The organism is Hyunsoonleella aquatilis, from assembly GCF_014270105.1.
Taxonomy (GTDB): domain Bacteria; phylum Bacteroidota; class Bacteroidia; order Flavobacteriales; family Flavobacteriaceae; genus Jejuia; species Jejuia aquatilis.
The window spans coordinates 88,213-103,380 of sequence record NZ_JACNMF010000005.1 but is presented as its reverse complement, the minus strand read 5'-3'; the positions used below and the strand labels follow the sequence as shown (position 1 = coordinate 103,380).

10 protein-coding genes are annotated in these 15,168 nt (G+C 38.7%); 4 read left to right on the top strand and 6 right to left on the bottom strand.

The window, feature by feature from the left end; translation table 11 throughout:
* Position 1: 1 nt before the first annotated feature.
* From H7U19_RS14350 to H7U19_RS14340, 3 genes are all read right to left on the bottom strand, one after another.
* On the bottom strand, positions 2 to 1,051 hold the full coding sequence (locus H7U19_RS14350; RefSeq protein ID WP_186563567.1) for a M28 family peptidase: 1,050 nt from the start codon (positions 1,049 to 1,051) through the stop codon (positions 2 to 4).
* 115 nt (positions 1,052 to 1,166) lie between these two features.
* A complete protein-coding gene (locus H7U19_RS14345) occupies positions 1,167 to 1,511 on the bottom strand; it encodes an FUSC family protein (RefSeq protein WP_186563566.1) in 345 nt (114 codons plus the stop codon).
* A gap of 12 nt (positions 1,512 to 1,523) precedes the next feature.
* Entirely contained in the window at positions 1,524 to 2,291 is a 768-nt protein-coding gene (locus tag H7U19_RS14340; RefSeq protein WP_186563565.1) for a DUF3108 domain-containing protein, read from the bottom strand.
* A 272-nt stretch (positions 2,292 to 2,563) separates the two neighbouring features.
* Here H7U19_RS14340 and H7U19_RS14335 point away from each other — a divergent pair, with 272 nt between their 5' ends.
* Positions 2,564 to 5,842: a response regulator gene (locus tag H7U19_RS14335; protein WP_186563564.1), complete on the top strand. Its 3,279-nt coding sequence runs from the start codon at positions 2,564 to 2,566 to the stop codon at positions 5,840 to 5,842.
* 3 nt (positions 5,843 to 5,845) lie between these two features.
* Here the strand turns inward: H7U19_RS14335 and H7U19_RS14330 are convergent, their stop codons facing one another.
* The 3 genes from H7U19_RS14330 to H7U19_RS14320 form a co-directional block, all read right to left on the bottom strand.
* Positions 5,846 to 9,322 (bottom strand): 4Fe-4S binding protein, encoded by a 3,477-nt coding sequence (locus H7U19_RS14330; RefSeq protein ID WP_186563563.1) that lies wholly within the window; start codon positions 9,320 to 9,322, stop codon positions 5,846 to 5,848.
* Between the two features lie 69 nt (positions 9,323 to 9,391).
* Positions 9,392 to 9,946, bottom strand: a complete 555-nt coding sequence (locus H7U19_RS14325; RefSeq protein WP_186563562.1) for an OsmC family protein — start codon at positions 9,944 to 9,946, stop codon at positions 9,392 to 9,394.
* Positions 9,947 to 10,135: 189 nt separating this feature from the next.
* Positions 10,136 to 11,995: a sigma 54-interacting transcriptional regulator gene (locus H7U19_RS14320; RefSeq protein WP_186563561.1), complete on the bottom strand. Its 1,860-nt coding sequence runs from the start codon at positions 11,993 to 11,995 to the stop codon at positions 10,136 to 10,138.
* A 147-nt stretch (positions 11,996 to 12,142) separates the two neighbouring features.
* On the opposite strand from H7U19_RS14320, the gene H7U19_RS14315 reads away from it, so the two are divergent.
* From H7U19_RS14315 to H7U19_RS14305, 3 genes are all read left to right on the top strand, one after another.
* Complete coding sequence (locus H7U19_RS14315) at positions 12,143 to 12,988, top strand: universal stress protein (protein ID WP_186563560.1); 846 nt, start codon at positions 12,143 to 12,145, stop codon at positions 12,986 to 12,988.
* A 90-nt stretch (positions 12,989 to 13,078) separates the two neighbouring features.
* Positions 13,079 to 13,417: a DUF4870 domain-containing protein gene (locus H7U19_RS14310; RefSeq protein WP_186563559.1), complete on the top strand. Its 339-nt coding sequence runs from the start codon at positions 13,079 to 13,081 to the stop codon at positions 13,415 to 13,417.
* A 621-nt stretch (positions 13,418 to 14,038) separates the two neighbouring features.
* Positions 14,039 to 14,962 (top strand): hypothetical protein, encoded by a 924-nt coding sequence (locus tag H7U19_RS14305; RefSeq protein ID WP_186563558.1) that lies wholly within the window; start codon positions 14,039 to 14,041, stop codon positions 14,960 to 14,962.
* The last annotated feature ends 206 nt before the right edge of the window (positions 14,963 to 15,168 follow it).

Here is a 15,168-nt window from a genome sequence, read left to right as displayed (position 1 = left end):
TTTAATTCAAAAATACGTTATTTTCATCAAGAACCACTCTTTGTTCTTGATTTGCAATCTGCCAAGCGGTTGCAAAAATAAGTTTGGCACGTTTAGTAAGTAACTCGTAATCAATCTTGTCAGGAGTGTCAGTGGACTTACCGTAATCTTCATGTTCTCCACTAAAATAGAAAATTACCGGAACGCCTTCTCTTGCAAAATTGTAGTGGTCTGATCTGGAGTAATAGTGATTTCTGTCGTTTAAAGCATTATATTTATAATCCAAATCAATATCTACATATGTGTCGCGTATAGCTTCAGAAGTAAAATGTAGTTCTTTGCTATGTCTGTCAGAACCAATGATATATATATAGTCCTTGTTGTCAGCATGTCTTTCATCGCTTCTCCCGATCATGTCAATATTTAAGTTAGCGATAGTATTTTCCAAGGGGAAGACAGGGTTTTGAACATAGAACTCAGAGCCAAGTTTGCCCAGTTCTTCGGCAGTAAAATGTGTAAATAAAATACTTCGCTTTGGTGGATGCCCATTTTTAGAGGCTATTTTAAACGCTTCGGCAATTTCTAGGAGTACCACAGTTCCAGAACCATTATCGTCTGCGCCATAAAAAACTTCACCATCTTCGATGCCTTCATGATCCAAATGTGCGGATAAGACTAATATTTCGTTTGGTTTTTCCGAACCTTCAATATAGGCTAGAACATTTTCTGAGGCGCCAATGTCATCCGGGAAATAGGATTTCGAAATACCTTGGAAATAGTTGTCCCCACCAAAGGGAGATTTAATACCTTGGTCGATGTAATAGGATTTCAAAAATTCTGAGGCTTGTCTTTGCCCTGGTTCTCCAGTCTTTCTACCTTGAAATTCTTCAGAAGCAAAACTGTAGAGCAATCGTTTTAATTCATCCGCAGTAATAGTTTCAGAATAACGTTCTACTTCCGCACTGTCTATTACGGTAATATTATTTTTGATATTTTCTACCCTTTCGGAATACCGAGGGGACGCACATGTACCAACAAGTGATAATAGGAATAAAATGCCAAAGGTCTTCATGTGTAGTCAGTTTTAGTCACATGTAACTCGCAATTGTCCGGATTTGGGCCAATGAAAACTTATGCTCGTTTCATTTTAAAACGACGCAAAGATATGAAAAAGTGTAAAAAAGAGACTACTCATCAAGATTAATATCGTCCAGCTCAAGTTCTTCCAATTCTTCAATAGCTTCTTCTTTGGAGGCTTCTTCTTTTTCAACCAGAGCCTCGGTATTTCCAATTTCGGTCTTTGTGAAAATGGATTTGTAGGTTGTGAGGGCAAGTGCAATTATCGTGAGGAAAAATGTAAATTGAATGATTTTTTTTACTTTTCCGGTCTTCTTAGAAAAATAAAATGCCAGTAACCCAAAAACTAAGGCCGCTACTGCTGGGAAAATAGCCAAATTGGAAACAGGCAGAACCGATAAAATGATGGCCAAAATTGAGGTAATCAGTGCCAGAATTGTAAATAATTGTCTCATAATGTCAGTCTATTAATGTTTTAAGCCAGAGGCGGATTTAATCTTAAGTTCGCCATTTCCCACCGGAATTTTAAATTTTCCGTACACCATAATTTTGTTGGCATCGGCCGTCAGCCAGACTAAATTATCCCTGTTGCCTTTAAGAACATCAGACTCGTTACTACTTACAGCCAGTTTGTAGCAGGTTTTTTGTCCAATGGCTGTATTGATAGTTTCCTTCCCCAGATAAGTGATTTGAGCCTTGGTTTCCTTTCGGTCAAAAAGAATTGTAAAGGTCTTTTTGCTTCCAATTTGCATGGTTTCGTAGTCAAATAAGCGTATGTTGTATAGCGTAGAAACAATGTCTTTAGTGCCTGAATTGATATTTACTGTTTTGTTCTCCACCCAGTTATTTCGTTTGGTCTGCACCGATTTTACAGTTTTGGTTTTGTGGCTAAAGGTGTATTTCATCGCTTTAGAATAACCGCCCTCATTAATATCACGTTTATATAAATACGGTGTTAGGGTTTTGGGGTTTACGTAGCTTTCGTATAAATCCCTAATCTTAAAAAAGTTGTCCCATTTGCTGTATGTTGCCGCTGTGCATTTAAGACGGAGCAAAGTGGCTTTAGAGGTTTTAATATTGCTGGTTTCCATGGTCACTTGAGCAATGTCATTCAAAATCCCCGACATATTATAAGATGCAGTGTATACCAGTTTTTCGCCTGATGCAATGGCATTGTTTTGTGCTTGAAGAGCTAATGTGGCCAAAAAGAAGAGCGCCAAAAAAATTCGCTTCATAAAACTTGATTTAGAGTTTATAACGAACAGTTAATCATTTATTGTGCCGAAAATACGATGCTTTGTCATTTTGAACTAATATTTTTTGATTTACATTTTAACGCTTAACTTTAGCAAACTAACGGTCAACCAACCCTCTAAGATTGATGAAATATGTCTTTTGCATACTGGTATTGTTCTCTCTCAACTGTAAAATTCACAGTCAAACAAAAAAAATAGATAGCCTAGTATCCGTTTTTCGAAACACCACTTCCGATTCACTTAAGGCGCAAATGTTGAAAGATATTTCATGGGAATATCTGAATTCCAGAGCGGATAACGAGGAGGCGGAAAAAAGGATCGATAGTTTTCACAATTTTAGTTTGAGGCACGATCTGCAACGGTATGTTGCCATGTCCAAGTATCAATATGGGGTTTTGGAACGTCAAAGGGGTGATTATACCAAAGCGCTGGCGTATTTTGAGGAGTTTATTCAACATGCAAAAAATAGTAATGAAATTCTTGCGCAGGCCGATGGGCTCTATCAAAAGGCTATTATTCTAGATGATCAAGGGGAGTCGGAGGAAAGTTTAAAGATTTACTATGATATTTTAAAGATTTACGAGGAGCAAAACCATGCATTCGGAAAAGGTTTCACACTCAACGCTATTGGTGAAAATTTAAAAAAAGCTGGTAAATACGATACGGCGCTTGAAACTTACCGAAGTGCGATTGAGATTTATACCGAATTGGATGATACAATGCAACTGGCCAATTGTAACTATAATATCGGTGATACTTATTTGATTCTCAAGGAATACGATAAAGCTACCACATATTTTGAAAATGCCTTTGAACTTGATAAAGCGGTTGGTAGTCAGTGGGGAATGGCCTATGACCTCGAGGCTATGGGGAAAGTCGCTAGTATTAAGGGGGATTACCACAAAGCACTGAATTATCATTTTCAGGCCCTTAAGATTAGGGAGGAGTTGCAACAAAAACGGGAACTCTCCATGAGTTATACAGAACTGGGTAAAAACTACACTCAATTAAAAAATTATGATGAAGCTGAAAAGTTCCTAAAAATGTCTACAGAAATAGCTAAGAATTTAGGTGACAAGGAACGTTTAATGTTGAACTATGATATTTTCTTCAAACTATTCAAAGCGCAAAGTGATTATGAGAATGCCCTAGAATACAGCATAAAATTGGCTCAGGTAAAGGACAGTTTGTACAACGAGACTAAATCCCAACAAATTGAGGAACTTCAGACACGGTTTGATACAGAAAAAAAGCAAAACGCCATTATCGCTCTTGAAAAGGACGCGGAAATAAAAAACTTGAAGTTAAAACGGCAAACCACATTTAGAAATATAGCCATTGCCATAGTAGTGTTGGTATTGTTGATTGCTTTCATAGTGTATAAACGATTTCAATATCGGCGATCGCTTGAGCAAAAGGAGATAGAAAACGCACGCATGGTAGCCAAAGCCAAAGCGGAGCAGGAGCGACGGCTAGAACTAGAAAAGATCGATAAATTGAAAGACGAATTCCTGGCCAATACCTCTCACGAATTGCGTACACCGTTAAACGGAATTATCGGTTTATCGGAATCCTTAAAAGATGGAGCGGGAGGGAAATTATCGAAAAAAGCAACTGAAAGCTTGGATATGATTACAAGTAGTGGGAGGCGTCTATCCAACTTGGTCAACGATATTTTGGATTTTTCAAAATTGAAGAACCAAGATTTAAAATTGTCGCCAAAACCAATGCATATTCATGCCGTGGCGGATTTGGTTTTAAAAATATCCAAAACCTTAATAGGAGGAAAGGACATAACCTTAGTAAACAATATTCCGGCTTCGGCACCATTGGTGGAAGCCGATGAAAACAGGCTAGAACAGATACTATATAATCTGATAGGGAATGCCATTAAGTTTACTGAAAGTGGATTTATAACAATAGATGCTGAGGAACAAGAAGATAAACTCCTGATATTCATTTCGGATACTGGAATCGGCATCGCAAAAGAAAAACTCAAGGATATTTTTAAATCTTTTGAGCAAGTGGATGGTTCGGAAGCTAGAGCATATTCAGGCACAGGGTTGGGGCTTTCCGTCACAAAACAATTGGTAGAATTACACGGTGGCGAAATCAAGGTAGATTCTGAACTTGGAGTGGGCTCTACATTCAGTTTCACATTACCGATTAGTGATGCTGACGAAGCGGATATAATTGAAATAAAAGAAGAAATCATTCAAGAAGTTGTGCCTGATGATTTGGATAATACTATCGTTGAGACTCCGGCAGGCGCGGAGCTCGATGCATCCCAAATCAAAATCTTAATTGTTGATGATGAGCCAATTAACCGGCGTGTGTTGGAAAGCCATTTAACATTGACAGGCTACGGCGTTAAGGAGGTTAGCAGCGGCAGTGAGGCTCTGGCATTATTGGACAAAGGTTTAAAATTTGATTTGGTTTTGTTGGATATTATGATGCCCTATATGTCCGGTTACGAGGTCTGTGAAACCATCAGAAAAACCTACCTAGCCAGCGAATTGCCTATTATTCTTTTAACCGCAAAAAATAGGGTGAGCGATTTGGTTACTGGGTTTAACGCAGGGGCTAACGATTACCTCACCAAACCGATTTCAAAAAATGAGTTGTTAAGCCGAATTAAAACCCATCTTAACCTTTACGGCATCCACAAGGCAACGAGCAAATTTGTGCCATCGGAATTTTTAAAATCCATCGGAAGGGAGTCCATCACGGAAGCCAAGCTTGGAGATCATCGCAAGAAAGAAATCACTGTATTGTTTACAGACGTACGAGACTATACTTCCCTTTCTGAATCCATGACGCCGAAGCAAAATTTTAAATTCGTGAGCGCTTATGTACGCCGAATGGGTCCTCACATTAATAATAATAAGGGCTTTGTCAACCAGTATATTGGCGATGGTATTATGGCACTGTTTCCAGAGGATGCCACACATGCGCTCAAAGCATCCATTGAAATGCAAAAAGCGATTTCAGAATATAATAAAAGACGGCTTTTGGAAGGGTATCGGGAAATTTCGGTAGGTATGGGATTTCATACCGGCCCTTTGGTAATGGGCATCATTGGAGATGACACAAGAAATGATCCTGCTATAATTTCGGATACGGTCAATACGGCGTCTCGGGTGGAAGGCGTTTCAAAATACTACGGAGCTAAAATTGTGTTAAGCGAAAACAGTTTGGAAACCGTAAAAGGCAAAGCCAATTTTAATTTTAGGTTCCTCGGAAAAGTGATGGCCAAAGGCAAAAATGATGTTATCGGTATTTATGAGTGTTTTGATGGTGACGAAGAAGAAAGCATTGCCTTAAAAAAGAAAACCTTAACCGATTTTGATAAAGGTTTTGAATGCTTTTTGCAAAAGGAATTTAAAAAAGCATCAAAACATTTTCAGAAGGTATTGACTAAAAATCCAAAAGACGGGGTTGCCAATTATTTTATGGGCTTATCCTTGAAATATGTCGATTCCGGTGCTCCGGAAGATTGGGAAACCTTTAATCGAATGAAGGTCAAATAACCATTATTTATAAGTCAATTGCCTTTTGATGCGGTTATCTTGAATCAGTTTATTTCTGTTGACTTTGCTTTCTAAGGAGGCCATTGCCAAATACTTGTCAAATCGATCACCCACCTGTTTTTGAGCTATTTTCATTAGGGTTTTGAATTGTGCCTCGTCCTTTTGAAACAATTTTGAAAACCGTTTTTCTAGCTTCAAATACTCCTGTATTTTTATAGAAGGAACACCTGAATCCAATTGCATTGGGTTTAATCTTTTTTCCATTCGGCGAGGATCGTTTCGATATAACAACCATTGTCCGGAAGCCACAGCCAATTTGTGGTATTGACTTGGGTGTTTCACGTCAATGCCATGTGAAGCACTGTGGCAATACGCAATAATTATCGACGGCCCATTAAAACTTTCGGCTTCGTTGAAAGCTTTTAGGGTTTGCTCTTGGTCTACACCGATGGCAACCGATGCCACATAAACATTGTCGTAGGTCATCGCTAAGCGCCCTAAATCCTTTTTCTGCTTTTGTTTTCCATTGAAAGCAAATTTAGCCTGTGCTCCGAATGGTGTGGCTTTTGAAGCCTGTGCTCCTGTATTGTCGTAAACCTCGTTGTCCAAAACCAAAATATTTACATTCTCGCCCGAAGCTAAAACGTGGTCAATACCGCCGTAGCCAATATCGTAGGCCCACCCGTCACCACCAACGAGCCAAACACTTTTTTTGATTAAATTTTCAGAAATATCCAAAAGTTGTAAAGCTTCCTTTGATTTTAGCTTTGCCAATTCTAGATTAAGCAAGTCTATATTTTTTCGTTGTTCCTGAATTTCCAACTCGGTGGTTTGCTTTGCGTTTAGGATTTTGTCAATCAAATCATTGTCCAATGCTTCGCGCAAAGAATCCAAAAGATATTTCGCCTCTTTTTCCTTTTGGTTGATAGACATTCTAAAGCCCAAACCAAATTCCGCGTTGTCTTCAAAAAGTGAATTTGACCAAGCTGGCCCGTGTCCATCTTTATTTTTGGCCCAAGGTGTTGTGGGTAAAGCGCCCCCGAAAATTGAACTGGCTCCGGTTGCATTCGCTATTAACAGTCTGTCCCCAAACAATTGGGACATCAATTTTTGGTAAGGCGCCTCACCACAACCTTCAACACCACTTGAATATTTAAATAAAGGTTCTTGCAATTGTTGCTGGCTTACTTTCGCAACATCAATTTTTGTGCGGTCAAATTCTGGAATCGTTTCAAAATAGTTCCAATTCTTTTTGGCTTCTTCTAATTCGTCTTGGGTTTTCAAGGTCAATGCTTTAACAGGACAGGCATCCACACAATTATTGCATCCATTACACTGTTCTGGATTAATTTGAATGGTGTATTGCATCAAGTCGAAATCAGCCGAAGGAATATGCTTAAAGGCTTTTGGAGTGTCATTAAAATTCTCTTCGTTATAAACCTTGATTCGAAGTGCAGATTGAGGGCAGGCCATACTACATGCGCCACATTGAGTACAAAAATCTGTATCCCAATTGGGTAAATAACTATTATTTTGTACTGGATTGAATCTAGAAGTGTCTGTTGGGTAGGTGCCATCCGCAGGCATTAAACTTACTGGGATGTCATCGCCTTTTCCGGATAAAAGTTGACCCAAAAGGCTTTCGTTAAAGGTTTTGTCAAATGCTTCATTTGATGAAACTTTTTTAGAAGTTGAAGCAATATCCACTTTATAAATCCATTCGCCTAAATCCGCAACGTTATCATCATAGTAAAGGTCTTTTTTCATTGCTAAAAGACAGCCAAAAAACTCTGATAGGTCATTAGGTTTTAAAGTTTGATTTGCTTTTAATTCATCAATGTTGACAATAAAAAGATTGATTTGTTTTTTAATAATTAACTCTTGATTTTCAGCCGAAAGCGACTGCCAAAATGCTTTTGACGTTTGTGAAGTGTTGACCAAAAGCGTGCCCTCTGGTTTTAAGTTGTGAAAAATTGTATCGTTTTTAGTGAAGTGTGCATTTTGACAGCCAATAAAGTCGGCATCCTCGATTAAATAGGGTGACTTTATGGGTGCATCACCTATTCTTAAATGAGATATATTGTATGAATTCGATTTTTTATAATTGATTTGAGTATAGCCCTGAACAAAAGTATTGTCCTTTGCTCCGACGAGTTTTAGGGCGTTTACAAAATCAGGGGTAGCTTCTTTTTCATGATAAAAGATGGCTTGATATTTATTTGTATTGATGTTGATGGATTCTGAAATATCGAGGCTTAAATGAGTGACATCGTCTTTTATTCCAACGGTAAAATTGCGTTTAGGATTTTCGCTTTTTAGATTTTGAAAAATGGCGTTCACCATGGATGGGGTAAATTCCTTTGAAGACAGTCCGTAACGGCCTCCAATAACTTCAGGGAAAGTGGATAGTTTTTTATTTTGGTAGGCTTCAAAAATGGATTGGAGCGTATCCAAATATAAAGGTTCGCCTGATGTTCCAGGCTCTTTGGTGCGGTCTAAAACGGCTATGGATTTTACCGATTTTGGCAAAGCCGAAATCAAATGTTTTGTGCTGAAAGGCCTAAACAGTCTAACTTTAATCAACCCGTATTTTTCACCTTTTTTGTTGAAATGATTGATAGTGCTTTCAATGGTTTCTGTGGATGATGCCATGGAAATAATAAGGTGTTCAGCTTCGGGATGACCGAAATATTCAAAAAGCTGATAATGTCTTCCCGTTAATTCGCCAAACTTATCCATTGCATTTTGAACAATATCTGGGCAGGCATTATAAAACGGATTGATAGCTTCCCTACTTTGGAAAAATACATCTTCCGCTTGTGAGGTGCCTCTTAAAACAGGGTTGTTTGGAGTTAAGGCATTTTCGGCATGACGTTTAATATGGTTTGGATTGATTAACGAAAGAATGGTTTCATCATCCATTAGTTCGATGTTGTTAATTTCATGCGAGGTTCTAAAGCCATCGAAAAAATGCACAAATGGAATGCGGGATTCCAGTGAAGCTGATTGTGAAATTAAGGCAAAATCATGCGCCTCCTGAACCGTTGCACTGGCCAACATAGCATATCCCGACTGGCGAACGGCCATCACATCACTATGGTCCCCAAAAATGGACAAGGCGTGGGTGGCAATGCTTCTCGTGGCAACGTGAATCACATTTGGGGTCAATTCCCCGGCTATTTTATACATATTGGGCAACATCAAAAGTAAACCTTGTGATGCTGTAAATGTTGTAGATAAACTTCCTGTTTGCAAGGCACCGTGCATGGCTCCGGCAACGCCGGCTTCACTTTGCATTTGAAACGCCGAAGGGATTTGCCCAAAAACATTTTGTTTGTTTTCCGCACTCCATTGCTCTGCCAGTTCACTCATTTCAGAAGCCGGTGTAATGGGATAAATTGGGAAAACCGCATTAGTTTTATAAGCCATTAAAGCAACTGCTTGGTTAGCGTTTACTATGTTATGGGTAGAAGTTTTCATTTTATGGTGGTGTTTGAAGAAGAAAAAAATGGCTACGCTTAATCGGTAGCCATTTTTTTATGATGGATGTTACTCCTTTACAATTTCGATAGAAACTGGAGTAGGGTTTGAAATCATATCAAATACTGGAGAGAACTTGGCTAGTCTTTCCAACTGCTCAGCAGAAGCATCAGATTTTACTTTTAATTGCATAGTGATGCCATTAAAACCGGTTCTCACTTCAGGATCCAATCCTAAAAATCCGTGTAAATCTGCATCACCTTTTATGGTAGATTCTGCACCTTCAATGTCAATACCATTAGCAGCGGCATGGTACACCATTGCAGCGGTTAAACAAGAGCTTAAAGCGTGCAATACAACCTCTGGTGGCGTAGCACCTTTATCGTCTCCCAAAAGTACATGTGGATGCCCACATTCCATAGTAAAAGTTTCTTGACGCGTAGTGTCTTCCTGACCTGCACCGTAGAATCCTTTAATGTCAGACACACAGTGTCCGCCTTCGATCCAGTTGTTTTTCGCTCTGAATTCAAATTTTGCTAATTCTGGTTGTTCTTGGATGTGTCCAATAGTTTCTACTAATTGATCAACGTTAACTCCGTTTTTTACATTTGCTGTAGTAATCATGTTTTCTAATTTTTAATTTGATTAATAATTGATTTTTTTAAATGTTTGATTGGTTTAATGCGATTGGCGTGCCAAACTAAATAAGTAATTGATAATCAATTATATAAATCAAAATAGGGAAATAAAATCAATCGCGATAATTCGAATATTAACGAAATATCGTAATTAAATCAACGAAATATCGTGAAGTTATATGGGTCTTTCGATGCCCAAGGCTTTAATCCGAGAGGCTAGGGTAGTGGGTGGTAAATCCAAAAGTTCGGCTGCTCCATTTTTACCAGAAATTTTCCACTTGGTTTGCCGGAGGGCCTTCAATATATTTTCCCTTTCTAAATTAACAAGCTCTTTAGAAGTCAAAATGTTTTTGGTGGGAATTTTTTCGTTTTCATTTTTAGAAATTGAATTTCCGGGAAGCACCGATTTCCAGTCTATTTTGCCATTATTGGAGATGATAACCGCCCGTTCGATAAGATTTTGAAGCTCACGGACATTACCGGGCCAGTGGTAGGAGTTTAGGAGGGACTTATCCTTTTCGGACAGAGCGACTATGGGTTTGTTCAGTTTTTTTGAAAATTGAGACACCATTTCCTCAGCTATCAAACAAATATCGTTACCACGTTCCCTGAGTGCTGGAACGGAAATGGGGAAAACATTTAATCGGTAAAACAAATCTTCCCTAAACTTGCCTTCTTTTGAAAACTCGAATAGGTTTCTGTGGGTAGCAGCGATAATCCGAACATCTACTTTTACTGTTTCTGAGCTCCCTACGGGGTCAAACTCCCCTTCTTGGATAACGCGAAGCAATTTGGGTTGCAATTCTAGAGGCATTTCGCCAATTTCATCCAAAAAGATGGTGCCTTTGTCCGCTAACAAAAATCGCCCCTTGCGGTCAACTGTGGCTCCAGTAAATGCTCCTTTTTTATGCCCAAATAATTCACTTTCAATTAAATTGGCTGGTATGGCTCCACAATTGATGCGTATAAGTGGCTTATCGTTTCTGTTGCTTTCCTTGTGGATGGCGCGCGCCACCAATTCCTTACCTGTCCCCGTTTCGCCATGGATCAGTACGGTGGCATCTGTTTTGGCCACTTGATGCACCAAATTTAAAGTATTTTGCATCTTGGCATCCTCGGCAATAATCCCATAACTGCTGGTTAATTCCTTGATTTCTTCTTCAAGGTATTCGGTTTGTTTAGTGAGCAAATTTATTTTGTCTTCGGCAATTAACCGGTCTTCGATATTTCTAAGGATCAAAGTGTAAAAGGGATTATCGCTCGGACCATATTTGCTAATTGTTCCTTCATTTAAAGTTTCCGTGCCATTGGAGCCTATCACTTTCACAATACTTGGCAAATATCTATTAACTTCTTTATTGTCTTCTGATTTTACAATCTTCTCAATAATAGTAGCGCTGTTTTCATCAAAAAAGAACAGCACGTTACGTTGCAAAATATCATCATTCTCCAGTAGTTTATTAGCAGAAGTATTGGTTAGTACGACTCTTAAACTGCTATTAAACATAATAATGGCATCCATCGCGCCATTAATCAACCCGCTTAATTTACTGTTGGCGTTTTCAAGCTCAGTTTTGGAAGTCGCCAAACGTTCCTGGATTGTATCCAATTCGCGATGCCGTTTTATCATTACCGACAAAATGCCCTGGGCAAATCCGCTATCCTGTTGCAACAAATCCAAAAAATCATCACGTTCAATTTTTAATACTTTAATTTTTTCCAATGCCGTAACCGAGGCCGAACGTGTTTCATTGTCAATTAGGGCGTATTCCCCAAAGCAATCACCTACCGAAAGGGTGTCATAAATGTGGCTTTTATCATGGACTTTTACGGAGCCTTCCAAAATGGCGTACATGGCTTGTCCTATTGTGTTTTTTTCAAAAACCACTTCATTTTTGATAAAGGTCTCTTTAGCGACATTATCGCATAAATGTTTAAGTGATTTATTCGAAACTTCAGAAAAAAACGGAATATCCGCCAAAAATTGAATAAGATTTATGGAAACCTCTTCTGCCATAATTGAAATGTAATCCATGTTAAAGATATTAATTACATTTTATTGAGACATACTGGAGGACTTAAAATATCATGTATGCGCGGCATGAGCCAACTTTGGATGACAATTGTCATAGTTTAAATGTTTGTAAGGCTCTAACTTTAGATACTATCAAATTCTAAGGTCATGAAAGCAATATTACTACCAACGGATTTCTCTAGCAATTCATTGAATGCCATTGAATATGCAGTTGCAATGTTCCAAGACCAGCCTTGTAATTTTTACCTTTTAAATGTACAGAAGGCTTCGGCATTTATTTCGGACGACATGTTGGTGGTGGATTCTTCGGCCACTATTTATAAGACTTTGGTGGATGCAGCCAAAAAATCAATTGAAAATATTATAACGACACAGCAACAGAAAAACCCTAACAAAAAGCATCATTTTTTCTCCATTGTGGATTATGACAATTTTGTGGATGCCATTAATCAAGCTGTGGAAAAATACCAAATCGATTTGATAGTGATGGGTACTAAAGGAGCAACAGGTTTGGATAGAATATTATTTGGGAGTAACACTGTACACGTCATTAATCGTTGCAAAACCCCCATTTTGGCCATCCCCAAAAACTGTAGGTACGAAGGCTTGCGCAAAGTGGCATTTACCGCCAATCATATTGCTTTGTACAATAGCGAAACCCTTTTGGCTATGAAGTCGATTTTGAAGAAACATGACGCCAATCTTACCATTTTGCATTTGGCAGATAAGCATAGCATAGCCAGTAAACAATCCATCAATCTCGCTTTCTTTGATGAGCATTTTAGTGATGCCAGGCACGAATATATTGATGCAGAAGATCAAGATATAGTTAGTGCAATTACGGAATACATGTACATGAACAACTTTAAAATGTTGGGCATGGTAAAAAAACAGCATTCCTTTTTTGAGCGTTTGCTAAAAACCTATCCAGAAGAGCAGATTGCCTACAATTTTAACTTTCCGTTTTTAGTGATGACCAATTTTGATCCCTAAGTCGTAAAGCCCTAAAGCTCTTGTAACATTTTTGGAATTGATGCGTCAAATAGGTGTCAATCAAAACAATATCAATCAAAAACAACCATCATGAGACAAGACAATCAACTAATAGTTATCACCCATTTAAGCCAACTGATTTCATTGGCCACCGGTTTCGGCAGTTTAATCGTGCCGCTAATTTTGTGGGTCACCCAAAAAGAAAAAGTATATCAAATGGACGCACACGGGAAAAACATTTTAAACTTCCAGTTAAGTTTAATCGTGTACTGCCTGTTGTGTATCCCGCTTATCCTTTTGTTCGGCCTCGGCCTACTGGGTTTTGTTGTGCTGGGTATTATTTCAGTAGTGTTTCCAATAATCAATGCCATAAAAGCCAGTAACGGCGAGACCCCAACATATCCACTGTCCATTAATTTTATAAACTAATGGTCAGTCAAACTAAAAATTAAAAAACACTCTTTATCTCTTAATTTTATTAGTTAGTTTATGTTAGTATGAGATAAATTAGGACGCTCACCTTTTGGTGGGCGTTTTTAGTTTTTAATATTTGGGCGTTACCCTATCGGGTCGGGCTTTTCGTTCCAAGTCCTCGCGCCCTTTTAGTGGGACGCTGTGGGCTTTCCTCTGCAATCCCTAACGCGAGTTTATTTGCCAACATCTGTTTTTAGCCCGAAAGCAATGTCCTTCTTGGAAATCAGTAGGCTAATGCTTTTCACGCAAGTATAATCCAGGAGGATGATGCGCGATATCTATCCTTAAGTTAATTAGGTAAAAGTATTTTAATTCTATTTTTTAGAGCCATTAACCAATTTGTAAATAAAAAACAACGGGATCAAGGTGAGAAATCCCCAAGTGTTTTTAGCAACGCTATAAATGATGACACCTGCGAAAAATCCAATAAGGAAGGCATTGATTATTTTGGTTCTTTTCATTTTCTATTTAGGCAAAGTACTGCAAGTAAATTACTTCATACGAAGAATATTTACAACAAATGAAACATTTTTTTTTAGTATCTTTCTGATAATGAAAATATTATTGCTATTAATCATGAAAACAATCCAAAAATTAGAAGCGAAATCATTTTTAAGTCGCACACCATCAAAGTTGTCCGTAACGTTTGTGGCAACACTCTTTTTGTTAGGTTTAACCGCCTTTATGCCAAGTCCTGAAACAGCATCAAATATAGTGCTGATGCCCGGGGTGGTATTTGAAATAGAGGTAAAAGATCACGAACAATCACCACCCGAGGTTGATATTATGGAGGCGTCCATTGAAGGAAAGAATTTAAAAATCGGAATTCCTGCAGGGGCCGATGGAAGAGGCAAAGGGCAAATGATTTTTCGTGGCGATAGAGGGAAAAATGGCGAAATGATTATTGTGGATGACGATTCAAAAGGCTACTATGTAATGGACGATGCTACATTAGAGTCCATTATGGGAGGCGTGGATCAGTCCAAAAAAATGATGGAGGAAGCCATGAAGGGCCTAACCAAGGAACAGCGTGATATGATAGAAAAAATGCAGAAGGAACATGGCACTACCATTCCCGGAATGACACCCCCAGTAACCAAACCCGAATTGACCAAAACTGGTGAAAAAGACACCAAAAAGGGATATCCTTGCGTGAAATATGAGGTACATGTCAACGGTAAGAAAACAAGGGAAATTTGGACAACGGATTGGAAGAATATCGATGGCGGGGATGAAGCGAGGGATGCCTTTAACTCCATGAAGAATTTTTATGAAGGCATTAAGGAAAGGGTAGGTAACATGTCCGGATCCAAGGATATGTTTACCGATTTAAATTTTGAAAACGGTTTCCCTGTGCTAGCCCAAGAGTTTGATGAAAATACAGGCGCGTTGGAAGGCGAATCTACTCTAAGAAGTACCAGACGCCAAGCGATTGACCCAGATGCTTTTGAGCCACCTTCAGGCTACAAAAGGCAGGAAATGTTTGGTCCACGGAATTAAACATCGCTGTCCTAGGAATAAACCATATAATTTGGACGCTCCTCTCATGGGGGGAGGTTAAGACAAGGTTATTGCTTTAAATAAACGCTATTTTCCCTCCAAGAGATTACTTGGTCGTCCCGATAGCCATAGGGGCCTCCTGGCAGTGAGGGACTTTTTACTTTGACATAAAAGTAGTCTGCTACGGTCTCTTTCTAACGTTGCAC